Origin of the sequence: Metabacillus arenae (genome assembly GCF_014773385.1) — a bacterium.
Taxonomy (GTDB): Bacteria; Bacillota; Bacilli; order Bacillales; family Bacillaceae; genus Metabacillus_D; species Metabacillus_D arenae.
In genome coordinates this window covers 78730-105539 of sequence record NZ_JACXAI010000010.1, presented here as the reverse complement: position 1 = coordinate 105539, position 26810 = coordinate 78730, and the positions used below count along the sequence as shown (strand labels likewise).

The 26810-nt window shown below is 38.0% G+C and carries 23 protein-coding genes and 1 pseudogene; 4 read left to right on the top strand and 20 right to left on the bottom strand.

The features are described from left to right. Nucleotides 1-169: 169 nt before the first annotated feature. Nucleotides 170-1072 carry a diacylglycerol/lipid kinase family protein gene (locus tag IC621_RS09765; RefSeq protein WP_191158108.1) on the bottom strand — a complete coding sequence of 301 codons (903 nt, stop codon included), beginning with the start codon at nucleotides 1070-1072 and terminating at the stop codon, nucleotides 170-172. Nucleotides 1073-1315: 243 nt separating this feature from the next. On the opposite strand from IC621_RS09765, the pseudogene IC621_RS09760 reads away from it, so the two are divergent. Next, nucleotides 1316-1480: pseudogene (locus IC621_RS09760) on the top strand (RCC1-like domain-containing protein); the annotation flags it as partial. A 275-nt stretch (nucleotides 1481-1755) separates the two neighbouring features. Here the strand turns inward: IC621_RS09760 and bla are convergent. Next, nucleotides 1756-2682 carry a class A beta-lactamase gene (gene bla, locus IC621_RS09755; protein ID WP_396653001.1) on the bottom strand — a complete coding sequence of 309 codons (927 nt, stop codon included), beginning with the start codon at nucleotides 2680-2682 and terminating at the stop codon, nucleotides 1756-1758. A 278-nt stretch (nucleotides 2683-2960) separates the two neighbouring features. Between bla and IC621_RS09750 the strand changes: the two genes are divergently transcribed. Beyond that, nucleotides 2961-4736: a BlaR1 family beta-lactam sensor/signal transducer gene (locus IC621_RS09750; RefSeq protein ID WP_191158105.1), complete on the top strand. Its 1776-nt coding sequence runs from the start codon at nucleotides 2961-2963 to the stop codon at nucleotides 4734-4736. A gap of 101 nt (nucleotides 4737-4837) precedes the next feature. Then, complete coding sequence (blaI, locus tag IC621_RS09745) at nucleotides 4838-5221, top strand: penicillinase repressor BlaI (RefSeq protein ID WP_191158104.1); 384 nt, start codon at nucleotides 4838-4840, stop codon at nucleotides 5219-5221. A gap of 567 nt (nucleotides 5222-5788) precedes the next feature. Here the strand turns inward: blaI and IC621_RS09740 are convergent. After that, nucleotides 5789-6232: a DUF3284 domain-containing protein gene (locus IC621_RS09740; protein ID WP_191158103.1), complete on the bottom strand. Its 444-nt coding sequence runs from the start codon at nucleotides 6230-6232 to the stop codon at nucleotides 5789-5791. A gap of 141 nt (nucleotides 6233-6373) precedes the next feature. Between IC621_RS09740 and IC621_RS09735 the strand changes: the two genes are divergently transcribed. Then, nucleotides 6374-7417 carry an oxidoreductase gene (locus IC621_RS09735; protein ID WP_191158102.1) on the top strand — a complete coding sequence of 348 codons (1044 nt, stop codon included), beginning with the start codon at nucleotides 6374-6376 and terminating at the stop codon, nucleotides 7415-7417. A gap of 55 nt (nucleotides 7418-7472) precedes the next feature. Here IC621_RS09735 and IC621_RS09730 read toward each other — a convergent pair whose 3' ends face one another. From IC621_RS09730 to IC621_RS09655, 17 genes are all read right to left on the bottom strand, one after another. Next, nucleotides 7473-9122, bottom strand: a complete 1650-nt coding sequence (locus tag IC621_RS09730; protein ID WP_191158101.1) for a M14 family metallopeptidase — start codon at nucleotides 9120-9122, stop codon at nucleotides 7473-7475. 773 nt (nucleotides 9123-9895) lie between these two features. Then, entirely contained in the window at nucleotides 9896-11077 is a 1182-nt protein-coding gene (locus IC621_RS09725) for a glycosyl hydrolase family 18 protein (RefSeq protein WP_191158100.1), read from the bottom strand. A gap of 90 nt (nucleotides 11078-11167) precedes the next feature. Next, nucleotides 11168-12061, bottom strand: a complete 894-nt coding sequence (locus tag IC621_RS09720; protein WP_191158099.1) for an ABC transporter permease — start codon at nucleotides 12059-12061, stop codon at nucleotides 11168-11170. A 14-nt stretch (nucleotides 12062-12075) separates the two neighbouring features. After that, nucleotides 12076-13083 (bottom strand): ABC transporter permease, encoded by a 1008-nt coding sequence (locus tag IC621_RS09715; RefSeq protein WP_191158098.1) that lies wholly within the window; start codon nucleotides 13081-13083, stop codon nucleotides 12076-12078. A gap of 119 nt (nucleotides 13084-13202) precedes the next feature. Further along, complete coding sequence (locus tag IC621_RS09710; protein WP_191158097.1) at nucleotides 13203-14822, bottom strand: ABC transporter substrate-binding protein; 1620 nt, start codon at nucleotides 14820-14822, stop codon at nucleotides 13203-13205. Between the two features lie 301 nt (nucleotides 14823-15123). Further along, nucleotides 15124-16095: an ABC transporter ATP-binding protein gene (locus tag IC621_RS09705; protein WP_191158096.1), complete on the bottom strand. Its 972-nt coding sequence runs from the start codon at nucleotides 16093-16095 to the stop codon at nucleotides 15124-15126. After that, complete coding sequence (locus IC621_RS09700) at nucleotides 16076-17089, bottom strand: ABC transporter ATP-binding protein (protein WP_191158095.1); 1014 nt, start codon at nucleotides 17087-17089, stop codon at nucleotides 16076-16078. Before IC621_RS09700 ends, IC621_RS09705 begins: the two co-directional genes overlap by 20 nt. A 463-nt stretch (nucleotides 17090-17552) precedes the next feature. Further along, nucleotides 17553-18284, bottom strand: coding sequence for an exonuclease domain-containing protein (locus tag IC621_RS09695; protein WP_191158094.1), 732 nt, complete (start codon nucleotides 18282-18284; stop codon nucleotides 17553-17555). Further along, nucleotides 18274-19263: a DUF294 nucleotidyltransferase-like domain-containing protein gene (locus tag IC621_RS09690; protein ID WP_191158093.1), complete on the bottom strand. Its 990-nt coding sequence runs from the start codon at nucleotides 19261-19263 to the stop codon at nucleotides 18274-18276. Before IC621_RS09690 ends, IC621_RS09695 begins: the two co-directional genes overlap by 11 nt. Before the next feature lie 224 nt (nucleotides 19264-19487). Next, nucleotides 19488-20753, bottom strand: a complete 1266-nt coding sequence (locus IC621_RS09685) for an ammonium transporter (RefSeq protein ID WP_191158092.1) — start codon at nucleotides 20751-20753, stop codon at nucleotides 19488-19490. A gap of 321 nt (nucleotides 20754-21074) precedes the next feature. Then, nucleotides 21075-21695: a superoxide dismutase family protein gene (locus IC621_RS09680; protein ID WP_191158091.1), complete on the bottom strand. Its 621-nt coding sequence runs from the start codon at nucleotides 21693-21695 to the stop codon at nucleotides 21075-21077. Between the two features lie 372 nt (nucleotides 21696-22067). Beyond that, on the bottom strand, nucleotides 22068-22193 hold the full coding sequence (locus tag IC621_RS26845; RefSeq protein ID WP_263575986.1) for a hypothetical protein: 126 nt from the start codon (nucleotides 22191-22193) through the stop codon (nucleotides 22068-22070). Next, entirely contained in the window at nucleotides 22190-22666 is a 477-nt protein-coding gene (locus IC621_RS09675) for a class I SAM-dependent methyltransferase (RefSeq protein WP_224752432.1), read from the bottom strand. Before IC621_RS09675 ends, IC621_RS26845 begins: the two co-directional genes overlap by 4 nt. Nucleotides 22667-22812: 146 nt before the next feature. After that, on the bottom strand, nucleotides 22813-23562 hold the full coding sequence (locus tag IC621_RS09670; RefSeq protein WP_191158090.1) for a tyrosine-protein phosphatase: 750 nt from the start codon (nucleotides 23560-23562) through the stop codon (nucleotides 22813-22815). Continuing rightward, nucleotides 23562-24395 carry a carbohydrate ABC transporter permease gene (locus IC621_RS09665; protein WP_191158089.1) on the bottom strand — a complete coding sequence of 278 codons (834 nt, stop codon included), beginning with the start codon at nucleotides 24393-24395 and terminating at the stop codon, nucleotides 23562-23564. Before IC621_RS09665 ends, IC621_RS09670 begins: the two co-directional genes overlap by 1 nt. A 13-nt stretch (nucleotides 24396-24408) precedes the next feature. Beyond that, nucleotides 24409-25371, bottom strand: coding sequence for a carbohydrate ABC transporter permease (locus tag IC621_RS09660; protein WP_191158088.1), 963 nt, complete (start codon nucleotides 25369-25371; stop codon nucleotides 24409-24411). A gap of 93 nt (nucleotides 25372-25464) precedes the next feature. Then, entirely contained in the window at nucleotides 25465-26763 is a 1299-nt protein-coding gene (locus IC621_RS09655) for an ABC transporter substrate-binding protein (protein WP_191158087.1), read from the bottom strand. Nucleotides 26764-26810: the final 47 nt, after the last annotated feature.

Here is a 26810-nt window from a genome sequence, read left to right as displayed (position 1 = left end):
TCACTGTCCACTGATGGTTAGAGAATGCCCACAGGATGTTGGTTTGCTCTTTTAGTCTGTGTTCCTTTTCAAGGACACCTGAGGACAGTAATTCCATATCTTTTTCTTTGCTTCCACTAATAACCTGAGCCATAAGGCTTTACTGTCCGTTGTGAGCAGGATAAAGAAATTATTCTTTTACTTCTGGTTGCACAAAAACCTCGAGATGCCGGGATAGGTTCTTTACGGTTATTGGAAGTCTGTCTCCCTCGTCGCCATCAATATTTGACGTCATGTCAAGGGAAGAGAAGGCAGTAATGGCGCCAACCTTTAAGTATTCTACATGTTTACTTTCACCAAGGTCACCACTTACTATTTTCGGTAGCAGAGATAAGAATTGGTGAAATGCTATATCTTTTATAATAAAGACATGCAGCTTGCCATCGTTCACTTCAGCTTCCGGAGCAAGGGATTCAAAGCCTCCGATGGAGTTGGTTAATGCAATAAGCATGAGAAGGGCGTCTCCACTCCATTCCCCCTCTCCGTCTTCGCAATTTATTTGCAAGTCGAAGGGTTGCTTTTCTTTCATTGTTTTTAATCCTTCCACTATATAAGCAAGAGGACCAAGCTTCGTTTTTTGTTCAGCTGAAACGGCAAAAGACGCTTCTGCTAAAGCCCCGACGGCTGTAATATTCATAAAATACTTATCATTAATTTTACCGACATCCACCTTTCGTGTCTGTTGATGTGATATTAGATCGATGGCATCTTCCGGATCAAGGGGGATGCTAAGAGCCCTAGCGAAATCATTTACAGTGCCAAGCGGGATAACGCCAAGGACTGGTCGATGTTTTTGTTCAGCTATTCCATTGATTGCTTCATTTATCGTCCCATCGCCTCCCATAGCAACCACCACATCGAATTTATGATCACAAGCCTCTCGGGCAAAATTCATTGCATCCCCTTCTCCCGTTGTTAACCGGACTTCGACTTGATATCTAGTACCCTCTAAAACTTGTAGAGCCTGCTTTGCATATTCCGTTCCCTTTTCCTTTCCGGAAGAGGGGTTTACGATTAACATTGAGGATTTCATCTGCTTGCCTCCTTAAAAACTTCCCTCTTAACTCTATTCTCTTGTTCTATAACTATTCCTTTTCCATATCCGTTGTGTTCACTTTAATTTAACATAAATGTTTCTATAGAGAATCTCCTTAATCTAAAAATAGAATATTGCTTCAAACGGATATACTTATTAGTGAGGTGAGGAAAATGAATATTGAAATTCGGAATGCTTTTGGAAAAAATCTGAAACATATTGTTTTCAAGGAGGTTAAACATGGATTACCCACCAAAAGAAGCGGCATTAAAGGTGAAACGGTGGCCTAAATATACTATAGCGGCGGGTCGTCGTCATACCGTTGGACTTAAATCTGACGGAACGGTGACGGCTGTGGGTGATAATGAATATGGCCAATGCGATATAAGTAGCTGGCGCGGCATCCAACTGCCCGGCAATTAGTTTTCGGTGTTTAGCATCAATTAGGGCCGATTATTGAAAAGGGGTAGTACAGCAGTACTGTTTTCAGAGGAAAACATATGGGATTATTATCTGAGAAACCGACTACCCCATTAAGGAATAATCGGTCTGCAGATATGTTCATATTCAATTTTTTGTTTAATCAACTTTACACGATTATCAGCTTTTGGTAGCTCGTTCATCCAATCCTTTCAGGGCAATGAATATCCAAAATTGTTCAACCTACTCTACTTTTTCATTCACTTTAGGGCGTTTACTACAACTTTGGCAGCCTGCGCAATCAGTTCATCGTTATAGGTGGCATCTTCCTTATCACGACTTGAAAGAATTGCAATGACAATGGGTTCCCTATTTGGTGGCCAGACAACAGCTATGTCATTTCGTGTTCCGTAACCACCGGCCCCGCTCTTATCGCCAACCTTCCAGTCTTCCGGCATACCTGCACGAATCAGCGTGTCTCCAGTAGCATTTCCACCTAGCCATTCCGTAAAGATCTCACGCTTGTCAGTAGGTAGTAAGTCATTGACCGCAAAAACCCCAAGACTGGCGGCCAGTGCTTTCGGTGTGATTGTGTCACGAGAGTCTCCTGGAACGGCCTCGTTCAAGTATGGCTCAAAACGGTCAGCTTTAATGACGTCATCGCCAATCTGTCTCATTGCTTGCTCAAACCCGCTAGGTCCTCCCAGTTCTTTCAATAAAAGGTTTCCTGCCGTGTTATCACTGTAGCGGATGGCAGCTTCGCAGATTTCCCGTAGTGTCATCCCTGTATCCACATGTTTCTCTGTAATAGGAGAATACGTGACCAAGTCATCTTCTTTGTAAGTGATTATTTTGCTTAATTCTTCTATCGAGTTCTGCTGAAGCACAGCGCCTGCTGCAAGTGCTTTAAAGGTGGACGTGTAACCGAAACGCTCATCAGGCCGATAGGCAACGGTTTGATTCGTGCCAGTGTCAATAGCATAGACGCCAAGACGAGCATCAAATTCGCTTTCCAGTTGAGCAAATTTCTGGTCTGTACTAGAGGCTGTTGCTTGGTTGTTTTCTATTTGGGATGAGATATCGGTCAAATTTTGTTCCTTCGTGCACCCAACTAATGTAATCAATGCGAGCAAGCACACCAGTAAGATAATTTCAAATTTATGTGCTTTGAATATTGTGTAATCCATTTCTTTCAACATCATAACCTCCTATTAAAAAATACGTGTTTTGAGTACAACTAAACCTCAAGACTACATATGTAATACAATACTACATTTGTAATCAAATGATGTCAATTATTTTCTCAGACAAATAAATCCATATTACTTTGTAAACATGGTGGTTTGATAAACAAATAATGAAATGATAAAATTTACGTATTACAGTTGTAATATATAAACTTTCTCGGGAAGAGATGATAAGAATTAGAATTTAAGTATACGGACAAGAAATGGAGACGATTTGCATGTTCTTTACGAATTTTGTTATAAGTTTTATCGTGTCTTCCTTTACAATTGGGGTCATTATGCTGATTAAAAGAGTTTTTCAAAAACAATTATCAGCGAAATGGCAATACAATCTTTGGTTTTTATTGCTGATGGCATTGACGCTTCCTTTTCTGCCGAGCGATCTAATCAATTTCGGAAATCATTTTAATTCACCGGATGTGAATCAAAGCTATGGGATAAGGACTTCTACTACCGTCACTGGAGATGAGACCGCCGGGAATAATGCAAATTGGATGGAGGACTTTACGTTATCTGTACAACGTTCCAGTCCGGAATTTCTGAATAGCTTTCTAGCCGGTATATGGATCTCTGGAATGATAATTTTTGCTGTTCTGGCCATCCATGCCTGGTTAAAATTAAAAAGCATAAAATGCACGACGTCTCAACTGAGAAATAAGGAAGTTCTCATCTTATTTGACCAGTGTAAGCAGCATTTAAATATATCAGGACAGTTGATTGTTGGAGAATCGTCGCAAGTTAAATCTCCGATGACGTTTGGTCTATTGAAGACCTACATTGTGTTACCGGAGCATTTTGACGAATGGCTTTCTATGGAGGATATCAAATATATTTTCTTGCATGAGTTAAATCACTATAAATATAAAGATATTACGACGAATTACCTGATGGTCATTTTCCAGATTTTATACTGGTTTAATCCATTTGTTTGGTTTGCCTTCAGGGAAATGAAATTGGATCGTGAAATAGCCTGTGATATTGCTGTGTTACATTCTTTGGATGAGGATTGTTATGCTAAATATGGGAATACGATTATTAATTATGTTGACAGGTCATCACAGCTGCGCAATTTCACGTTGGCAAATCAACTGAACGGTTCCAAGGAGCAAATTAAAAAACGCATCCAAAGAATTGCGTCCTTTACGAAGGAGTCAAAGCTGTTAAAGCTGAAGAGTATAGCGATCTTTATGCTTGTCGGAGTATTAGTATCAACACAGATTCCACTCGTTTCTGTAATGGCCAATGATAACAATCGTTACGATTTTAACGGTGAGCGGGCTACGTATGAAGATCTCAGCAATTATTTCAATGAATATGAAGGAAGCTTTGTATTATATGATAGGAAAGCTGACCAGTATCATATTTATAATGAAGATCAAAGCACGTTGAGAGTTTCCCCTAATTCTACTTATAAGATTTATAGTGGTTTGTTTGGATTGGAGTCTAATGTTATAACAAGTGAAAATTCCACGTTGAAATGGAATGGTAAGCAGTATCGTTTTGATTCCTGGAATACGGATCAGAATTTAGCAACAGCCATGACAAATTCAGTGACATGGTACTTTCAGGAATTAGACGAAAGAATGCAACTGGACACTATCAAGAAAAATCTGAAAGAAATAGGCTATGGGAATTACGATGTTTCTGGAGGAATAGAGCAATTTTGGATAGAATCCTCATTAAAAATCTCTCCAGTTGAGCAGGTGCAATTACTGGAAGATTTTTATACCAACCAATTTGGATTCAAGGAGAAGAATGTTCAAGCCATTAAAGATGCCCTCCTATTAGAGGATAAAGATGGCGTACGGCTATCAGGAAAAACTGGCACAGGCAATGTAAATGGCCGTAATATAAATGGCTGGTTCATTGGATATGTAGAGACTGGAGAGAACACCTACTTCTTTGCAACGAGTTTACAAAATGAAGATAATTCATCGGGAAGTAAGGCAGCAGAAATAACACTATCTATTTTGAAAGATAAAGGTATTTATTAAAGGTATTTATTAAGTATTTGATGCCACATAGAATTTTCTGATAGTCAAGTTAAAAAAAGAAGATCGGAATTTCTATATAAGAAAAAAGGAGGAGGATGTAAATGTCTAAAAAAGTACCCAATATTTCAGAAGCGGAGTGGGAAGTCATGAACGTACTTTGGGAGAAGTCTCCACAAACGGCCAACGAGGTCATTTCCTCTTTGCAGGAGCAAACGGATTGGAAGCCGAAAACCGTACGCACTCTATTGGATCGTCTTGCTCACAAAAAAGTGGTCGGTGTTAATAAAGATCAGAGAGTTTATACTTTTTTCCCGCTTTATTCACAAGATGAATGTCAGCGCGCCGAGACACAGTCTTTTATTCAGCGAATTTATGGTGGAACATTAAAGTCCATGCTAGTTCAGTTCATCCAAGATGATTCCTTATCTGAAAAAGATATTAAAGAATTGCGCTCCATTTTGGATAAGAACCAGAAAAAGTCTTAAGAGGGGTCCGGCCGCATACCCATCAAGCTAAGTTAAAATTATATCTTTAAAAGGAAAAAACGCTATGCTTATCGTAAGAAGTTTACGAGAAAGGATGGTGTTTTTTAATGAATCCTATCATTTCAGATGAACTGAAACTGTTCGTTTGTGAAAGCGCTTCCTGTTTGAATCCTATCTTAGCAAGAAAAAATCAGAAGTTCTAGGTGAATCCCTTGTTTTAAAACGTGTGACGCCTTATGTAACATGTTACTCTTTGAACTATTTTCCCTTACTAATGCAGGTCATTCTTTTGGAATAGCTCTTTATTGGTTCGTTTATTGAGGGAAAGTAAAGGTGATTCTGACAATTACCTTAAACTTACTGAAAACGAGAACGAAAAGCGCAAGGCGCCCGCCTATCGGCGACAAGCATAAGACGAACCGGCATGAAGGTTGTTCTTTAACCTTCTTGACGGATTGGCTTATGACCTCGAGCCGATGGCGCCTGGAGCTAGACAACGACAACACTCTTTAACACGTTAATACTTTAATTAAATTAAACTTTCTGATCTTATAAAAAAAAATACTCTTATTGAGTACCCCTTTCTATCATACTCTTCATTTTTTGGAGATGTTCCCCATCTTCCTTTTTAAGGATTTTGGTAAATAGCGGTTTTGTTAATTTCATTATGATTCCAGAGGTTTTGATTTGACAATCAAAATCTACCTGAGTTCCTTGATCTACCTCTTTGAACCGATAATGATAGGTAACCTCTAATCCTTTAGCTTCACTTTTGACCGAATAGACTTCATTTTGGATGAATTTCGTGCATTCAATAACAGCTTCAGCTTTCCTGCCTCTGATTTCCCTTGTTTCCTTGAATTTGGTTCCAACTTGTATTGGACCTTCTGTCAGCTTTTCTGTTTTAATGACATTTTCCATTATTTGTACTGAGTTTTCAGGTTTTATTGCAAAAGAAAATACCTTATCAACTGGTGCTTTAATAAAAACAGAGTCAGCAAATGCCGCCATAAAAATACTCCCTTCTATCAAGATTCTTATTAATATAATTCTCAGGTATCCTATTAAATTCCTCTTTAACTTGTTAGGTAGAAGCGAGAAAAAGCCCAAAAGTATGTTAAAATTTTCATAAACACTTACTTGGAGGTCACCATGAAACTTACGATTGGGTTTATTGGCTTTGGAAAGAGCACAAACAGGTATCACCTTCCATACGTCCTGCTTAGAGATAACATCAATGTAAAAACGATTTTTAACCGCTCCCGAAAAAAAGACCTAGAAGACTTATATAGTAAGAAAGACATCACGTTTACAGCTGATTTAGAGGATATTTTGTTAGATGAAGAGATTCAGCTTGTGTCTATTTGTACTCCGCACAATACTCATTTCCAATATGCCAAACAATGTCTTGAGCATAATAAGCATGTACTGGTAGAAAAACCTTTTGCTTTCACTGCAGATGAAGCACAAGAATTATTGAAGCTGGCAAAAGAGAAAAACCTTGTAGTTATGCCCTTTCAAAACAGACGATTTGATAGTGATTTCCTTGCAATAAAAAAAGTAATAAAAGAGAAGCTTGCAGGAGATGTTATTGAAATAGAATCTCATTTTGACTACTACCGTCCCGATTATCCAGATTTTAAGGGCAGTGTATATGAAGGAGCGTTTTACGGACTTGCTGTCCATCTAATTGACCAGGCTGTTTCTCTTTTTGGCAAGCCGTCTAAAGTTTACTATGACATTAGAGCTGTCAGGAACAGAAATAATCCCGATGATTATTACCATGTGGAGTTGTTTTATGATCATTTCAAAATGATAGTAAAAACAAATCATTTAGTTGCAGCACCCTATCCGAAATTCATTGTACATGGTACAAAGGGAAGCTTTATAAAGTATGGGATTGATAAACAAGAAGAATGCTTGAAAGCTGGCATGTCTCCTTCTGATCATGGTTTTGGAGTTGATCCTGAAGAAAAATACGGAAGATTAGTTTTGATTGATGAAAAAGGAAAAGCCCAAGAAGAAATCATCCCTACACCATTAGGAGACTATGGAAAAGTCTATGATCATTTATTTGATGTGATTGTTAAGCATGCAAAAAAACTTGTATCAGATGAGGAAATTCTCACTGTCGTTCAAATTCTTGAAGCAGGAGTGACTGGGGAAAATCCGAAAATTTTAGAGTTGGCAGATTAGAAAATATCGAACGGTACCAGGTACCTTTGGTACCTGGTACCGTTATAATTTATTTTTAGTTCATAAACGATTTCATTTTAGACTTTTTAGGATCGATGGAAAAGCGGTAAACCGGCAGCTCTTCCCCTACTTTTGATGGAATGTATCCGAATGTGACATAACTGTCGACTGATTCAGGTTCAAGGGATAGAGATAATAAATTGCTTTGCACTTGTGCTGTTAGGAAAATATAGCTTCCTTTTGGAAAAACAACTTCTTTCTTCACCAGCTCAGTTTGGACTTCTACAAGCTGTTTACCCTCATATTCTCCTGTATTTTCTCTACTTGTTACAGTGAATGCTTCAGCAGGGAGCTTTAAGTCTTTAGGAAGTTTGAACCCTTTTACTCCTTGCTTTTTTAGCTTGGCTGCCACTTCCTCATTTCCCGGTTTTACTAAATAAGCAGTTGGACGTTCTCTAGTAAGCAGCGGCTTGGCATCAGTTGCACTAAAATAAGTTACAGGGATATCCTGAACTGTTCCACTAGCAATGTCAACCATTTCAAGAGTTTGGTTCGGAATTTCTTTATTTTCACTATTTACGATGATTTGATCGTTATCATTTGGCACAAGTCCTTTTTTAATAAGCTTTGCCCGTTCAACAGTTACTAGAGATTTCACTTGTCTAGCATGATCAGCCGTTTGTCTTAAGAGCTTTTCATGGGTAGAAATTTGTGCGTTCACTCGTCTAGCGAAATCTTCGCGGCCAATTCCAATTCCCCTGCTTTCAACTAGGAAAGAGAAGGATGGGTGGAGGCCAAAGGAGTTTCGTCCAATTCTAGATTCCGTTGAACCTTCGATAACTTCGATATCTCCGTCATCATCAAGACCGGAAGTGTAATAAATCTCACCTGAATAGCCATTACTTTCAAGCTCCTTAATGGTTGGATTTACAAATAGCCGATCTGACAATGATCGAATTTTTTTAGGAATGTTTAAATTTCTGCCTGACTGTAATAAAATATCATGATATTTCAATAGACCTTCGTCCCCAAAGCTGTCAAATGCACTACTATAGACAGAATATTCATGAGCATCTATAACGACTTCAGGCGAATATCGGTTAAATTCCTCATGAACAGCCTGTACCTCTGGACTTTCAAGCTTAACATGATCGCGGTTTCCATCTAGTCCATTAGCCAGCTGTCTTTTAAAGCCATACGAGCCGTCAGGGTTCACTCGCGGAACAACAATTATATTAATTTCATCTAAAACTTCATCTCCAAGATCACCAGTTAATCGGTTCGCAATCGCAAGAATCGATTCACCGCTCGCAGGCTCGTTCCCATGGATTTGGCTTTGAACCCATACAATTGGCTTCCTTGATAGGAAACTAGACTTGATTTCTTTATCCTTTGTGAAATATAATGCAGGGATTTCTCTGCCTTCTTGGGACTTTCCAATTGTTTTAACTGTAAGGTAGGGACTTTTCGAATCGAGCTTTTCTATGTACGCAAGCATTTCTTCTTGAGAAGTAAAAGCTTCACCTTCTCTTGTAAAAGCAGGGGTGTCATCACTTACTTCAATTTCGGGATAAAGAGACTTGACCTGTTCTGGCTGGCTATAGCTTTTTCCGTAATAAGGAGTCTCTGCTTGGGCAATTGGTGCTAACAAAAAACTCGCAGACAAAAGGATTGGCAATGTACTTTTCTTTAAAACCTTTTTCATTTATAGACTTCCTCCTCTTTTACTAGTTTCATAGTAATTATAGAGGAATAAAATTTTATTTTCAAAAAATTTAGAATAGTTTAAACGACTCATTCTTTTTGGTTTATGGATATCTTTTTTGTTTTAAATAGGTTTATTGATTCGATTTTCCATCATTTATTGACAGATTTCGCCCCTTACACTAGCCTCATTTCCCTATTATTTTTCATCTTCCATTAAAATTTTTCGTTCCTTTGATGGATTTCACAAATTTAAATCGACAAATTACAGCAGATCCTAAAATGGCAGGTAGAGATAGGCTCAAACCCTTATTCCTCCGACTTTTATCTTCGAAATTTGAAATAAATCTTCGATTTTTCACTTTTATCTTCGAATTTGAAGCATTTATTTTCGAAAATTTCAATTTATCGATTTTTCGACAAAAACTGACAGAATTTTATAGGTGAGAAATGTTCAATCATACATTCAAAAAGGGAAAACATATAAATTCTGGTCATAGAACGAAAAGCCTATCGGCGACAAGCACATGGCGAGCCGGCAGGGATTGACCCTGAAACCTAAGGGCCGATGGCGCTCGGCCGGCAAAGGCGTCACAGCCTTATTCCTGTCGGCACTAGGAAGTCCTCTCCGCCTATGCTGGAAAATGATAGCACTCTTTATCACGTTAATACTTTCATTAACTGAAACTTTCTTAACTGAAAATAAAAGGAATCCATTTTGAAGAAGTTCACTCAAAATGGATTCCTTTTATTAATTTTATTAAAAAGATCTAATTATTTATTATGTTTTATGATCTTAAATTGGTCTTCAAGCATCGTCCAGTTTTGCGGGAAGGGTTCTCCTAACACCCAATAGGCTAATCCCCGGAGACGATAATCTTTGACTAGATTAAATTTGGCTTGAGCACTTTGTTCGTTTTCATACCAAACTACATGTTCTTTATTTTTGTCGTCCGTGTATTTAAAATGAGGGGCTTGTGCTTCGTTATCGAACTTGATTGTTGCATCTTCTTTAATTGCGAGTTCTGCAGCTTCTTGTGGGGCTATTCTTTTCGCGAATTTTCCACCTTTTTTGTACGGCAGAGTCCAATCATAACCATAGAGAGGTGCTCCCATAACAATTTTCTCCCGAGGAATAACTGACACTGCATAATCCAGAACATTTCGAACCTGAGGGATTGGGGATACGGCCATAGGAGGTCCTCCAGACCAACCCCATTCGTATGTCATTAAAATCACAAAGTCGGCAAGTTCTCCATGCCGTTTATAATCATGCGCGCCATGCCATGGTCCACTTTGTTCTGCACTAGTTTTTGGAGCTAATGCGGTCGAGACAGTATACCCTGCTTTTTTTACCTGAGGAAGTAATGTTTCTAAAAATCCGTTATACAGTTCACGATCCTCAGCCCGAATGTGCTCAAAATCGATGTTTAGTGCTTCGTAGCCTTTAGCTTTCATTGTTTGTAGAACATTTTGAATAAACCTTTTTGAAGCCGGTTTGTCCGTAAAAATTTTGTGGGCGATGTCCGGTGAAAAATTTCCTTCTGTAAAATTAGTGATAACCATCATCGGGGTTGCATCTGATTTCCGTGTTGCCGTAAGGGCCTCTTCGTCATTAACCGGGATTAAATTTCCATCAGACTTGACCATATAACTAAAAAAAGCAACGTAAGACAAATTCTTTCCAACTTTATTCACTTCAGAAACGGCTGCGTTCGGATCAATTGGTTCAAGGAATCCAATTGAATCAATTGTATGATTTCCATGAGCCGTTTCTAATGGCTTTACTTCCTGAACTTTAGGTTTGTTTGTCTCCGTCTTAATCTGTTGAACTCTTGGATGTGGATTGGTTTGATTTAAATTTTCCGATTCAGCTGCATCCTGATTTTGATTATTCCCTGCACAACCTGTAAGGGCGAGGGAAAGCGTAAAAATGATTAGGTGTATTTTTTTCACAACAACAACTCCTCTTGAAATCTTTTCAAGTTATTTTTCGTAACAATGAGGAGTTTTATTCCAGAATTATATTAAGGTACCTGGTACCGTTTATTGCTTCATTTTTGGATCAAGGACATCTCTTAAGCCATCCCCAATAAGATTAAACCCTAATACTGTTAACATTATGGCTAAACCAGGAAAAAACAGTGTCCATGGGGCTTGGACTAGATATCTTTGAGAGTCTGCCAGCATTTTTCCCCATTCCGGAGTTGGGGCCTGGGCACCGAGTCCGAGAAAACCAAGCGCTGCTGCTTCTATAATGGCAGTTGCTATTGCCAGTGTAGATTGTACAATGATTGGAGTCATGCTGTTTGGTAAGATATGATGCAGGAGAATTCGGCTGTCTTTCATTCCGACTGCTCTAGCTGCCATAATATATTCTTCCTGTTTCACGCTTAACACCTTGGCCCTGACCAATCGTCCAAAATTTGGTATATTTATGATTGCGATCGCGATAAGCGCATTTTGTAAAGAAGGTCCCAATATGGCAACAACGGCAATCGCTAATAGAATACTTGGAAAGGCGAGCATAATATCAAATATCCGAGAAATGATCGTGTCGATCCAGCGCCCGTAATAGCCAGCAACAATACCTAAAATCGTTCCAAAAATTACTGAACCCAAAACAGCAAAAAAACCAACCCACAAAGAAATTCGTGCTCCATATAGAATACGCGAAAAGATGTCACGGCCAAAATCGTCTGTTCCAAACCAATGCTCACTTGATGGTGCCAGCAATCGCTTTGCAAGGTCTTGTTCTCTAAACCCATATGGCGCAATCACCGGAGCTAAAATAGCTATGATAATAAAAAAGATAACAATTCCAAGGCCCAATAATGCCAATTTGTTGTGACAAAAAGAAAGCCAAGCTTCTTTCCAAGGAGGTGTAACCTTGTCTGCATCCGGTGTTATAATCTCTGTATTTTTTGCTAATTCAGCCACATTTGTTCCCCCTTTTACTGACTGTACTTAATCCGCGGATCGACTACTGCGTATAGAAGATCTACAATTAGATTTATTACTACGAAAATAGCTGCTATGACAAGGATTCCTGATTGAATGACAGGGTAATCACGATATCCGATTGCATCATATAAATACCTGCCAAGACCCGGCCAGCCAAAAATTGTTTCCGTTAAGATGGCACCGCCTAAAAGTAAACCTGTTTGCAAGCCTATGATAGTCAACACAGGAATAATTGCATTTTTTAAAGAGTGCTTATAGACAACCCAAAACATTTTTAAGCCTTTGGCTCTTGCCGTTCTGATAAAATCGGATTTCATCACTTCCAGCATCGTAGATTTGGTCATTCTTGCAATAATAGCCATTGGAATCGAAGCTAGGGCAAAGCTTGGCAGGACTAAGTGTTTAATAACATCCATGAACTGGTCAGCTCTTCCCTGGAGAAGGGTATCAATGATATAGAGGTTTGTAATGGCTTCAATCGGATTTCTGACATCCTCACGCCCTGTGGATGGAAGCCAGGCAAGATTAATTGAAAAAGCCCATTGCTCCATAAGTCCGAGCCAGAAGATAGGCATAGATACGCCAACCAATGCAAGAATCATCGCAATATAGTCAAACCACGAGTTAGAAAACCATGCACTAATAATTCCTGCATTTACACCAATAACGATTGCAATAAGCATTGCAACAAGTGTCAATTCCATTGTGGCTGCTAAATATGGCCATATTTCTTCATTTATCGGTCCTCTTGTTCTAAGTGAAGTCCCCAAATCACCCGTTAACAAGGATCCTAGATAATCACCATATTGGATGTACCAAGGCTTGTCCAAGCCTAATTCTTTCGTTAAAGTTGCAATAGCTTCTTCTGTCGCCCTTTGACCTAGAATTACCTGTGCAGGGTTACCTGGTATGGCCCGAATAATAGCAAAAACAACTAATGTCATTCCAAATAGAACAGGTATTAAAGCAAGGAAACGACGAACTGTATATGCAAACATGCTGTTCACCTCTTATAATTGAAAAACTTAGGTCATAATAGGAAAGGGGAGTCAAAACTCCCCTTTCCATTCACTTTACCGAGTACTAAAAGATGTCATCCTGAACCCGTCACCTGAAATTATTTAAACTCTACCTTTGTTAAGACTTCGGAACCTGTTGGATGTGGTAAGTAGTTGACAATATCTGCGCTACCTGCAACCAAAGGTGTTGAGTGAACTAATGGAACCCATGGAGCTTCTTCATGGATAATTTCTTGTGCTTGTTTGTATAGTTCATTCCGTTTCGCTTGATCTGTTTCTGTTTGCGCTTCAATTAATACTTTATGCAATTCTTCATTGCTGAAATGAGAGTAGTTGTTACTTCCAATGCTGTCTTTATCTAATAGAGTATATAAGAAATTGTCAGCATCCCCGTTATCTCCAGTCCAGCCCAGCAAGAAGGCATCAAATTCTCCTTTAGCTGCTTTATCTAAGTAAGTTGCCCAGTCCACTGATTGAATTTCTGCTTTTACTCCAATTTGACTAAAGCTTTCTTGTATAACCTCTGCTATTTTCATTCCTTCCGGCATATATGGACGCGCAACAGGCATCGCCCACAAATCCATTGTGAATCCATCAGGGTATCCAGCTTCTGCAAGTAACTCTTTTGCTTTTTCTAAATCATATGGATATGGCTCAATCTCATCGTTATAACCTTCGATAGACGGAGGCATTGCGTTTTTAGCAGGTTCTGCTTTTCCTCCGTAAAAGGCATCAATGATTGCTTGTTTATCAATAGCATGGCTTAATGCCTGGCGGACCAATTTGTTATCAAAAGGTTCACGGTTTACAGTAAATCCCAAGTATCCTACATTCATAGACGGACGTTCAAATATTTGCAATTTGCTGTTACTTGCAATACTTTCCTCATCTGAATTGTTTACACCATCCATTAAATCAATTTCACCATTTGTTAAAGCATTTAAGCGGGCGGAGTTCTCAGGTATGACACGGAAAATAACTTGTTTTAATTTTGGATAATCCTTCAACCAATACTCTTCATTTTTCTCAAGAACGATACGGTCATTCTGTTTCCATTCCACAAATTTGAATGGACCAGTTCCCACTGGGTTCTCTCTGAATTTGTCCCCATGTTTTTCAACAGCAGACGGACTTGCAATTCCAAATGGTGACATCGCAAGGTTTTTTAAGAAGGGTGCCTGTGGTCTTGTTAACACAAATTCAACAGTATACTCATCAACAGCATTCACTTCTTTTATGACGTGTCCCTCTTCCCCTTTATAGCCTCCAAACATCGTGTAATAAGGGAACTCGTTTTCATTTCCATTCATCCAGCGTTCGAAGTTAAAAACAACTGCTTCCGCATTAAAATCAGTACTATCATGGAATTTTACTCCTTGTCGAAGATGGAAGGTATATGTTAAACCATCCTCTGATATATCCCACTTTTCTGCAAGCCCAGGGTTAAGCGTTGTATCTTGATCACCATACTGAACTAACGTTTCAAAAATGTTTTCTGTAACTTTAAATGCTTCTCCTTCAGTTGTTGTGATTGGATCAAGTGAAGTAGAGTCACCGCCGCGACCAAATACTAACGTATCTTTTGTACTTTCTTTCTCATCTGAGGAAGCACCATTTTCTCCAGTAGTTTGATTAGAGCCACTGCAGCCGGCAATAAATAAACTAATAGCCAGCAATGAAACGAATAAAAACGTTAACTTATTTTTTGCTTTTTTCATCCGTATTTCCCCCTGTCTTTAGTTGAAGCTTGTTTCGCAATATTGTTGCTGCCCAAAACAATGTGACTAGAAGCAATCAGGGACGCATCGATGCTATTATGTAAAGGTCCCTCATTTGTTAATAGCAGCAATCCTTTTATGAAAACAGCCTTATTTATCTTGTTTAAACGGGATAGAAATTTCCCGCAAAAACCATTGTGATAATCCATCAGAGAGGTTAATAAAAAATAACTTCCACCTTTGCTATTACAACCTAACTGCACTAATGGAAACTTCTCTTACCTATCAGCAAATACTGCAATCATTTAGAAAATAAATGACAGGCAGTATAGTGACCCTTAGTCATTTCTTGATAGGGAGGCCGTGTTACTGTGCAAATATCCATGCATTCGCTGCACCTGGTGTGAAAGGCACACCCAGAAGGCGGATTTGATGGACTTGGCATTTCACCATGAATAGAGAAATTCTGTCTTTTTATGTCTGGATCAGGGATGGGAACCGCTGATAAAAGGGCTCTTGTATAAGGGTGTTTAGGATTTTCATAAAGCTCTTCACAATCAGCAAGCTCTATTAATCTTCCTAAATACATCACTCCGGCTCTGTCACTAATATGTCTAACAACCCCTAGATCATGGGCAATAAATATGTAGGTTAACTGAAACTCTGTCTGTATGTCTTTTAGCAAATTCAGCACTTGAGCTTGAATGGATACATCAAGAGCGGATACAGGCTCATCTGCTATTATCAATTTAGGCTTTGTCATAAGAGCCTTGGCAATTCCAATTCTTTGCCGTTGTCCACCGCTGAATTGATGAGGATACCGCCTTGCATGATAGCTGCTGAGCCCGACAACCTCCAGCATTTCCTTAACTCTTTTCTTTCTTTCCTGCTTAGATCCAATGCCGTGGACAATGAGCGGCTCTTCTAGTATCTTTTCAACAGTATGGCGGGGATTGAGTGAAGCATAGGGATCCTGAAAGACCATCTGCATGTCCCTGCGTATCTTACGAAGCTCACTTTTTGACATTTTTGTCACTTCTTTATCTTCAAAAAGAATGGTTCCATCACTTGATTCAATAAGGCGCATTAAAAGACGTCCGGTTGTCGATTTTCCGCAGCCGCTTTCTCCTACAATTCCTAACGTTTCTCCCTTTTTCACAAAAAAAGACACGTCATCAACTGCTTTCACTTCCCCTTTCTTGCGCCCAAGGACTCCTCCAGTAATCGGAAAATATTTTTTCAGTCCATTTACTTCAAGAAGTAATTCCGACACGATCCTTCGCCTCCGATTCTTCTTCATATAAGAAACAGCGGACTTCATGTCCACTACGATCCATTTTATACAATTCAGGAGTATCCTCTAGACATTGCCCAAACATGGCTTCACAACGGGGAGCAAACCTGCAACCCATTGTGATAGTTCCTGGCTTTGGCACGTTACCTGGAATAGAGTAAAGACGACTTTTTTTATCGATTAGATTCGGGACAGATTTTAATAAGCCTTTTGTATAGGGGTGCTTTGGTGTTTTTAAAATGGTCCGCACATCTCCTTGTTCAACGATCTGACCAGAATACATCACAAGTACCCGGTCACACACTTCCGCAACGACCCCTAAGTCATGTGTAATCAGAATAATAGATGTATTCGTTTTCTGATTTAATTCCTTCATTAATTGTAAAATCTGAGATTGAATGGTCACATCCAGAGCTGTTGTAGGCTCGTCTGCAATTAAAAGTCTTGGATCACATGCCATTGCCATAGCAATCATAACCCTTTGTCTCATACCGCCCGAAAGTTGATGGGGGTATTCCTTTACAATTTCGTCAGAACGTGGAATACCTACTAATTTCAATAGTTCAATACTTCTTTTCTTTGCTTCTGTTTTTGATAACTTCGTATGTAAGCGCAAGGCTTCTACCAGCTGGTTTCCTATTGTAAATAACGGATTTAGCGAGGTCATAGGCTCTTGGAAAATCATCGAGATTTGATTTCCGCGGATTTGCCTCATTTGTTTATCTGAATACTTTGTAAGGTCGTTTCCCTCGAAGAGAATTTCTCCGTGAACTATCTTTCCAGGCGGACTTGGAATAAGTCCCATAACAGCAAGAGAGGTCACACTTTTTCCACTTCCAGATTCACCAACAATTCCTAAAATTTCTCCTTCCCTCATTTCAAAACTTATTCCATCAACCGCTGGAACTAATTTTTTCTCTGAAAGGAAAGAAACATTCAACTCTTTAACTTGCAGTGTAGGTTTGTGTATCATTCTGTCACCTGCCTGATGTATTATTTTCATAAAATTTTAACTATTATTAATATAATGATTATTATGACATATAAAAAGAGCGAAATATGTCGAAATAAGAAGAAACGAAAAAAATCTTAGGTTTTTTTATTTTTGTTATAGAATCTAACAAGGAAAAACGATGTTGGTCATTAATTTTCAAAACAAAGAAAATCCATTAGGATATTTCTAAAAATTTAAATTTACTTTCGTTGTAATTATTCTATGATACTGTTCAGTGGTAATGAGGAAAAGTTTAAAAGTGGTCGCTTGTACATATATTCCTTTTGTTATAGTTTTTACTTATCTTAATTCAACTTTATTTTTTCATCTTCTCGATAGTAAGCTTTAACACGTTATTATAAAAACAGATCAAATAAATCGGTACCTGGTACCGCGTGAAGATAAATAAAAAAAAGCACTATTTCTTAAAAGAAATAATGCTTTACAAATGAGATAATCGCTCGTAAATGTCTCTTAAATTTCGGCAGCCTAAATTTTTCACTTGACTTAGGTAAATAGACCATAAATCTGCTGTTAATTTTGCATCCCCTAAAGCATGGTGACGGTCTTTTACGGTGATCTGATTATGTTCACACCAGTCTTCCAGCCGAACAAATTTCATACTTGGCTCGACAATACGATATAAAAAGGATGTATCAACAATACGATGTTTAAATGGTGTTTTAAAAAGCTTCCAGCTGGCATGCTGCATAAAGGATTTTTCATGGGTAGCGTGATGCGCAACCAATGTATGATCTTTTGCAAATTCAAAAAATTTCAATAGCACCTGAGAAGCAGGGGGAGCAACCTTTAATTCATCTTCTGATAACCCTGTTAAATTTTTGATGTCATCAGCTAAGCTTTCCTCATGGTTGATAAGGGAGTAAAAAACTTCATCTTCGTATACCTCGCACCCCTTTACCTTGATAGCTCCTATTGAAAGGATATCATTTCCTTGATCAGGGAAAAACCCTGTCGTTTCAATATCAAATACGACAACTTTTAATTCATCTAAAGGAATTGACATTGTTTCTTCCGCTTTTATTTCTCTTTGCAGTTGACGCAAAAAGGCTGCCTGTTGTGAATTTTGCCCGCCTTGAGCGGCACCAAAAACACTTGTATTGATTTTACCATGTAATTCCTTCATTAAATGGATTAATGGTTCAAAGCCCATGTTGAACACCCTTTTCGATAATCCCATGAACATATTGATGCAGCTGTTTCCCATTTTTGAGAATTTGCTTCATCTCTTTTTTCTCGGAACGATTGAGATTTTTTATAGAAAGGAAATGAACGTCCTCATAATCGTCAACCTGATGAATCAACGCCAACCTGTAATCTAATAATCTAAGAAAGCTCTCTTTATAAACTTGCAATTCTCTTGCATAGTCACTCTTTTCAGACAATAATTCCAGGCGGGTTAAGGTAGAAGTCTGATGAATCCCTTCTTTGATCGCTAAAATCCTAACTGCGTTGACATAAGGAATAAAAGCAGCTCTTTTAATATTAATCGATCCCTGATGCCGGCCATTTGGCTCAACAAATATTTGCCCAAATGGACCAATTGAATTATTAATATGCATGATGTTATCCATAAATCTTGACAAGAGCTTTGGATAATCAAGTATCAATCGATCAACGTATTGTTTTAAGTTCCCTAAAAGCTCCTCATCTCCTGCTAAAACTCTACCATCAAAAAAAATTTGCGAGTAGCGGATGGATTCCCAGCTTTCTGTTTCCATCCAATCAGCAAGCTGGGCTTCCCAATCCTTTAAACCCTTACACCACAATGGGTTTGAGCTCATCACTTTCCCTTCACAATATGGATAACCTGCAATATGAAGGCCTAAGGCAATCTCTTCCCCAAGTATCTGAAAATAATTACTTGAATCATGATCTTTTTTTTCAAAAACTAATCCATGATCCTGATCGCTAATGATTCCTTGTTCATATCGTCCTGCACTCCCCATGACAAACCAAGAAAATTTGCAGGGAAGCGGCCCTTTTTTCTTCGAAACAATTTTTAAAGAAAGCTCGAAAACTAGCTTCATAATCTCGTCATGAAAGTCATTTAAGGAACGAGTATCTGAAGTATGTTCATGAATATGTTGAATTTTCCATTCTTTAATCGACTCATACGATTGAAAGTCCATATCATACACTTCCTTTTTAATGGGAAGTTCAAATTCTAAGAGATTTTGCAATTACAATTTAAAGAAGTTTGAACAAAGGCAATCGGAGAGTCCCGATTGCCTTTAGTCTTTTATCTAACTTCTTACTTTAAAGGATACCATTTGTATTGAGGTGATGACCACTTTTTTTGATTCCAATAAAACCCAGGAAAACAATCTAATGGAAAGACTCACCGATCTATCTTTTATGAACTCACTTTCTCACCTTTGTCTTGAAATACTTCTGGATATCCATAGCTTCCATGCTCACTCATATCCAAGCCCATAATTTCTTCTTCTTCTGTTACACGAAGGCCTCCCAACACTTTCTTCGTAACAGCAAGAATAATAAAGGATACAACAAAGGCATATACTCCGGACACAGCGACCCCCATGAACTGAACGCCTAACTGTTCAAACCCTCCACCATAAAACAAGCCAGGCAACCCGACTGTTGCAAGTTCAGGTGTTGCAAAAAAGCCAGTTGATAATGTACCCCATACACCTGCCGCTCCATGGACAGAGAGTGCATAAATAGGATCATCAATCTTTCTCTTTTCAAAAAATCTCACACTATAGAAAACTATGATTCCGGCAATAAATCCAATCACCACTGCTGCCCAAGTTTCAACGAAAGCACATGAGGCAGTAATTGCAACTAAACCAGCTAAAGCACCGTTTAACATTGTCGTAACATCAGATTTTCCTAATACAATCCAAGAGATTAATAGGGCCGCAACCGCACCTGCTCCCGCTGCAAGGTTTGTATTTAATGCTACAAATCCGAAAAATCCATCATCAACTGCAACAGTACTTGCTGCATTAAATCCAAACCAACCAATCCATAGAATTAGAACTCCAAGAGCAGTAAACACTTGGTTATGACCAAAAATATTGTTTGCTGAACCATCTTTATTGAATTTTCCAATACGCGGCTTGAGTAAAATCGTTGCGGCAAATGCAGCCATTGCACCTGTTAAATGGACAACTGTTGAGCCGGCAAAATCTTGTTTTCCATGCTCTGAAAGCCAGCCGCCGCCCCAAATCCAGTGAGCCACAACCGGATATACTAGTGCAGAGAATAAAATCGTAAACACTAGGTAAACAGATAACTTAGCACGTTCTGCAAATCCTCCAAGCGCAATCGCAATTGAGATTCCAGCAAATGCAAGCTGAAAGAGGAAAAATACAGATGAAGATAAATTCATACCTTCAATTTCATAACCTGAATAAAAGAAATGGGAAAGTCCAACTAAGAAATTTCCATTTTCACCAAAAATAAAGCCAAAACCAACAGCCCAAAACGCTAAAGAGGCTAATCCAAATGTAAATACGGTTTTACCTGCAATATGCCCGGCATTTTTCATACGAGTAGAACCAGCTTCGAGTAAAATAAACCCGCCTTGCATGAAAATAACTAAAATTGCTCCTAGCATGACCCATAAGCTGTTCATTAAAAACATTGTATCCATTAAAACGTCCTCCTCTTATAGTTAGATAAACTCACATAATGATGTAATAAAATATAACATACTCTTATTTTATCGAAAAATTTTTATTCGTCAACTAGATTTCTAAAAATTCTTATTGTTATATGTTAAAAAATATGACATAACCATTTCTGTTGAAGACTTTATAGTAGGACGTAAATGGAACAATGAATTTGCAGAACCCCGCTTATTTGTTGATATAGCAATACTGGCTAAGCTAACTTTTAAATTGTTAACACAAAAAACGCTAGGCAAAATAAATCCTAGCGGCTTGCTTATTGTATTTTTAATTGGAAAAATTTTTTATTTTTCTTCAGATAGGGTAATAACTCCACAAGCTTCTCGGTCTCCTGCATCCCCAGTTTTCATCGTCTCCTCGTCAGGACCAGTTTTCCCTCCCTCTGCTTGATAGCGATCAGGAATGTTGCCAAAATTATCAGGATTTGAATGAACCATAACAGCAAGCTTGGTCTCAGTTATTTGATCAATAGAAAGTCTGTCAAAACTCGCTGAAAAGTCAGCTGTTCCATCTTCATTCACATAAAGGGAAGGCATATCTCCAGCATGACCGGCATGCGATTGATCATCCGGGTTAAAATGTCCGCCTGCTGTTTTAAATGGACCTTCTTCAGCATCAGGTTCACAAACACCTTTTTCATGAATATGGAATCCATGATGGCCGGGTTTTAATCCATTCATATTGGCTTCAACTATTACCTTTCCTTCATGATTGTAAAAATTCACCGTTCCAACTGACTCATTCTCGACATTTTTCACCTCTGCCGTAGCTGCTGGCTTCATTTCCTCTTCTCCGGAATTCGCGCTTTCCCCATTCTCTTGTTGAGAGCTTTCTCCACCTGCACAACCGAATAATAGAAATAACACAACAAACGGGATTAGTAATTTTGTCCAATAGGAAATCATAATTTCCTCCTTTTCCTCTTTTCTTGAATGTTTCCACATGCCTGATAACTTAAACGTGAAAACGATTTAAAGCTTTAAAATAAAGAGTTTGGACTAGGAATAAAGGTGTAAGATCTATGTTGAATTTGAAGAGTTTTTATCTCCAGGAAAACAAGCTTTATCATAACTTAGATAACCTTATGTTGTATGTAAACATCTAATAGATATCTCCAGAATTATTAGTGTAATAAAAAGAATTGCAACGGCCTTTAAATTAATCGTGAGACTTTCTAAATTGATTGCTTCGGTTTAGGAAATAAACATTGTCCAAAATTGATCCTTTTTAACGGTTTTCTAGAGCGTTAGAAAGCTTTCCGGCATATTTAGCAAGAATTATTTTCTGTACATTCCTTTCAGCATTACTCCTTCGTCTGCCAATATTTTTGCTTTATCATCAATTGCTTCATACAATTGATGAAAGACCACTCCAATGTCTGTTCCAAAGATTTTTATTATCACCCGAAAAAAGTCTTTATTATAGAAGGTTTTGTATTTTTATTTACAAATTTATCGAAAATTATTACTTGTTTTTCCGGTTTTACTACCTGTACCATTTCTTTAATTGTTTTGTTTGGATCAGGGACTACACTTAAAATCAAACTTGTCGCTACCATATCAAATGTACAATCAGGAAATTTCAATTCTTGAGCATCCAATTGAATAAACTTAAGCGTCTCTTTTGGATATTTCTTTTTGGCTTGATTTAGCATATCCTCCGAAAAATCAATTGCCGTTATGTGATACCCTTTGTCCATAAAAAATACTAAATCTGCTCCAGTACCTACACCAACAAGTAATACTTTGCTTCCCGGCATTAGTTGAATATCATCAAAGACTCTCTTCCTAGCCTTTAAAAACAACCCTTTATTGAAAAATTGATCATAAATCGGTGACCACGCTTTATAAATGAATTGATTCCACTTATTATTCAAAGCTATCTCTCCCTAAAAATTATAAAAATCAAGCCTAATTGCACAAGCAGACTAAAGCAAGTTCTTTCAAAAGTCAGTTAACAAATTCAACGAAGTTCAGTTCCCAACAAAAGAGCCTTCCACTCGAATGATTATGGAAGTAATGTTTAACTAATTAGCTTTTTTTGTAGAGCATTTATATCATTGTCTGTTAACCCAATTGCTCGTAAATAGCCAGCAGTACCATCATAAACGTCATCCAGCATTTTAAGTACATCAAGCATATATTCAGGTTTACATTGAATAAATCTGTTATATTGTTCTTCGTTTAATGCCACGGGACGGGATGACAGCATTTCTGGCAAAATGGGTGCTAGACATTGATTGGAAAAGGCATAGTCCTCTGCTATGATCGAATGAGGTACCTCTACTAGATCTAAAAGTAGTCCAGAAATAAGACCTGTCCGATCTTTTCCTACAGCACAATGAAATAGAACCGCTCCTTCTGCTGTTAGGATTTGTTTAAAAACATTTCGGATAGCTTCGTGACGTTCATATAAAGTTTTTAAATACATCTCCTTGAGACCGTTTGGTAAATTATTATTGTCCTCAAAGGGCGAAATATCTATTAAAGAGATATTTATATATTTAACAAGTTCCGAGTCAGAAAAAACATTTTTCGCTTGCTCTATTTCTTGAGGACGACGCAAGTCAATAACTGTTTTAACATTCATTTCCACTATTTGTTGTTGACCTTCAATCGCTAGATTATGAAGGCTGTCCGATCGAAATATTTGTTTCCATATCGTATGACGACCGCAAAAAGAAGGATAGCCCCCTAAATCACGCAGGTTATATAGCCCCTTGACTTTTATATGGCGCTGGTTTTCCTGTTCTTCAAACAATTGATTAGCCATTAACGTATCCCCCATTTAACAAATGAATCGATAATTTGTCTTTGTAAAATTAAATACACTGCAAGAATAGGTAAGCAGGAAAGAGTAGATGCAGCCATTAATGGTCCCCACATATTAATATCAGATGACATAAACATTCTCAAACCAATCTGAACAGTCGTATTCTCCAGCTGATTCGTGACCATCAAAGGCCAAAAGTAATCGTTCCATGCTGAAATAAATAACAGCACACCCAGTGATGCAATTGAAGCTCTCAGGTTAGGAAAAATAATTTTCCACAATATCATCCAGTTCGATGCTCCTTCTATATAAGCAGCCTCAATCAAAGCTTTCGGGAAAGATTTAAAAGCTTGATACAGGGAAAGAATTGCAAAGGCTGAAACAGCATTAGGTATAATTAACCCAAGGAGCGTGTTATCCCATCCAACATTTGTAATGGTCACATAATTTGGAATCATTGTTACCTGGAATGGCACCAGCCAGGTCAGAGAAATAAGAGTATAGAGCAGCTTTTGGCCCCGAAAATTCCAACGAGTAAAAGCGTATGCTGCTAACACACTGCTGAAAAGTTGAAAAAATGTTTGGCCAATTGCTACTATAGATGAATTAATCAGCATCTTTACGATTGGTATCGCCTTCCAAGCTGCTTCATAATTCTCCAATGTCCAATGAGGAGAAAATAGATTTAGTGAATAGATGACGCTCTCCTCTCTAAAGGAGGTGATCAACATCCAGCCTACTGGAAGTACTGCCAGTAAAGAAAGACTGATTAATAGAAAATGTTTGGTTATTTGTCCCATCAAAGAAAGATGCTTATGATTGTACGGTGTCATTTCAGCTACCTCCTTAGTCATCATAAAATGATAATTTATTACTTAATTGAATCAACAACCAAGCTAATACCCCAAAGCAGCAAAATAATAGGATAGAAGCAGCTGAGCTCCAGCCTACTTTAAATGTTTGGAAGCCGAAAATCCAGAGTAAGTAATGAATATTTGTAGTGGAATAAAACGGACCTCCTTCTGTTAACACATCAATATAGGTAAAGCTCCACTCTGAGGAGAAAAGGATACTGATCATGGTAACAAGTAAGATATATGGTGAGAGGAGAGGCATTGTAATATGCCGAATCAATTGAAAACGAGATGCTCCATCAACTGCTGCAGCTTCGTAATATTCACGATTCATTCCTTTTAATGCCGTATAAAAGATAAGTGTACTAAATCCGATCATCTTCCATCCTGTAATAAATACAATACTCCATATGGCAATCCTTTCATCCGAAAAAAATCGAATAGGTTCTTTTAATTGAAAAATAGTATTTAAAACCACACTACCAATACCATTTGTAGGGTGTAAAATCCAGCGCCATACAATTGCAATTACAACAGGAGCAATAACCATTGGCAGAAAAATAAGCGCATGATAAATATTTCCTGCTTTTTTTCCAATATTATCTGTCATAATGGCTATCATTAAAGGGATAAGTACGGATAATGGTAATATTCCTATGATATAGATTATGGTGTTCACTAACGCCTTGCCCATTTCAGGCTGTCTAAATATACTGATAAAATTTTCTAAACCTACAAAGATTTTTGGGCTTGTTTGTATGAGATTCCAATTATAAAAACTCAGTTCAAATGCTTGCAGTAAAGGACGATAAATCCAAAATGCAACAGACAAAATGGCAGGAATTAAATATAAATAGGGCTCTATTGAACGAAAAGACATTAATTTTTTTGGCAAAATCCTTTGTGAAACCTTCATTTGCTTGTTAACCTCTTTAATTATTTCAGTATTTTTCATATTCAGCTCCTTTTTGGTAGAACCTTTAAATGCCTTTTTAAAGAAGATCCCGGTTCTAATTTCTATGATACCGGGATCATATCGATATATTTTCTATTTGACTAGGTCTTGGGCACGTAGCTGAGCATCTTGCATGATTTTTTTAACATCCCCATCAGTAAAGGTTGCTTTCCTCACCGCTTCGACTAAAATCTTTTCAATATTGCTATAGTTTTCACCTGGATATGAGGTCCACGGGGTTAAACGTTCCAGCTGATTTAGATTAGGTTGTATAAGTGGATTTTTTTCTGCCCATTCTTGTAAATATTCAGGATCCTTAACAATTTCGGGACGTAAAGGCAGGTAGCCAATTTCAGATGTGATAATCGTATAACCACGTTCACTAGTTACAAATTTCATGAATTCCCAGGCTGCTTTTTGCTTTACGGGATCATCACTTAAAACAAACAGACCGCTCCCTGAATTCGTTGGTCTTGATTGTTGTTCACCAAATCCAGGCATTTCAGCTGATCTGAGCTCCCACCCACCGCTTTCAGCTGAATCAATTAATGTACTCTGAACGGCACTTGATAATAAAAACATGCCTATTTTACCTTGGAACATAGCTTCCTTTGCCTCTTCATATGTCATTTTGCTATGCGCTCCACTTTGAACAAGATCTTGCCACATCTTAATGCTCTCAATAGCCTCATCACTACCAAAAGTAACTTCTTTTCGATTATCAGAAACGACTTGTCCACCATTGCTTGCGATTAATGCTTGGATAATCCAGTCATAACTATCAGATGCTATCTGAATTCCAGAAGCATCGGTTGCATCTTTGATTGCCAAAGCATATTCTTTGACCTCTCCCCAATTCTTAGGTGGTTGATTTGGATCCAAACCTGCCTGCTTAAACAAACTGGCATTATAAAATAGAACAGGGGTACTAATCGTAAATGGCAATCCATAGGTTTGTCCATTTAACTTTCCTAAGTTAACTGCGTTTGGAGAGAAGCCCTCAAAATGTTCTTCTAGCTCCTTTTCAGATGCAATCGACTCCAGAGGAATTGCTTTCATCTCGTTGACGATAGAATCTGCGGCATTAAACCCCATCTGAGCAATATCAGGAGAATTTCCAGCTACAACATCAGCATGAATTCTTGAGTTTACTTCGGCTATCGGTACAGGTACACCCTCAATGTTGATATTTGGATGCTCTTTCATAAACTCATCGATAAGCATCTGTGTCCCTGTTCCATGAGCAGCATTACCAAGATTGTAGCTGTAAAATCGTAGAGTTACTTCTTCATCTTTAGCCTTCTCTTGAGCCGTTCCAGCCTGTTCACTAGTACTCTGACAAGCTGCCAATAATGAAATACATATAATGAAAATCAAAGATTTAAACGACATTTATTTTTCTCCTATCCAGATAGTATTTTCTTCTTTAGCCATTCCAT

Excerpts from the sequence above, each read along its gene's own strand:
- IC621_RS09765 (WP_191158108.1), bottom strand. The coding sequence starts at position 1,072 with ATGAAATCCTCAATGTTAATCGTAAACCCCTCTTCCGGAAAGGAAAAG.
- bla (WP_396653001.1), bottom strand. The coding sequence starts at position 2,682 with ATGGATTACACAATATTCAAAGCACATAAATTTGAAATTATCTTACTG.
- IC621_RS09750 (WP_191158105.1), top strand. The coding sequence starts at position 2,961 with ATGTTCTTTACGAATTTTGTTATAAGTTTTATCGTGTCTTCCTTTACA.
- blaI (WP_191158104.1), top strand. The coding sequence starts at position 4,838 with ATGTCTAAAAAAGTACCCAATATTTCAGAAGCGGAGTGGGAAGTCATG.
- IC621_RS09740 (WP_191158103.1), bottom strand. The coding sequence starts at position 6,232 with ATGGCGGCATTTGCTGACTCTGTTTTTATTAAAGCACCAGTTGATAAG.
- IC621_RS09735 (WP_191158102.1), top strand. The coding sequence starts at position 6,374 with ATGAAACTTACGATTGGGTTTATTGGCTTTGGAAAGAGCACAAACAGG.
- IC621_RS09730 (WP_191158101.1), bottom strand. The coding sequence starts at position 9,122 with ATGAAAAAGGTTTTAAAGAAAAGTACATTGCCAATCCTTTTGTCTGCG.
- IC621_RS09715 (WP_191158098.1), bottom strand. The coding sequence starts at position 13,083 with ATGTTTGCATATACAGTTCGTCGTTTCCTTGCTTTAATACCTGTTCTA.
- IC621_RS09710 (WP_191158097.1), bottom strand. The coding sequence starts at position 14,822 with ATGAAAAAAGCAAAAAATAAGTTAACGTTTTTATTCGTTTCATTGCTG.
- IC621_RS09700 (WP_191158095.1), bottom strand. The coding sequence starts at position 17,089 with ATGATACACAAACCTACACTGCAAGTTAAAGAGTTGAATGTTTCTTTC.
- IC621_RS09695 (WP_191158094.1), bottom strand. The coding sequence starts at position 18,284 with ATGGGCTTTGAACCATTAATCCATTTAATGAAGGAATTACATGGTAAA.
- IC621_RS09690 (WP_191158093.1), bottom strand. The coding sequence starts at position 19,263 with ATGGACTTTCAATCGTATGAGTCGATTAAAGAATGGAAAATTCAACAT.
- IC621_RS09685 (WP_191158092.1), bottom strand. The coding sequence starts at position 20,753 with ATGGATACAATGTTTTTAATGAACAGCTTATGGGTCATGCTAGGAGCA.
- IC621_RS09680 (WP_191158091.1), bottom strand. The coding sequence starts at position 21,695 with ATGATTTCCTATTGGACAAAATTACTAATCCCGTTTGTTGTGTTATTT.
- IC621_RS09670 (WP_191158090.1), bottom strand. The coding sequence starts at position 23,562 with ATGGCTAATCAATTGTTTGAAGAACAGGAAAACCAGCGCCATATAAAA.
- IC621_RS09665 (WP_191158089.1), bottom strand. The coding sequence starts at position 24,395 with ATGACACCGTACAATCATAAGCATCTTTCTTTGATGGGACAAATAACC.
- IC621_RS09660 (WP_191158088.1), bottom strand. The coding sequence starts at position 25,371 with ATGAAAAATACTGAAATAATTAAAGAGGTTAACAAGCAAATGAAGGTT.
- IC621_RS09655 (WP_191158087.1), bottom strand. The coding sequence starts at position 26,763 with ATGTCGTTTAAATCTTTGATTTTCATTATATGTATTTCATTATTGGCA.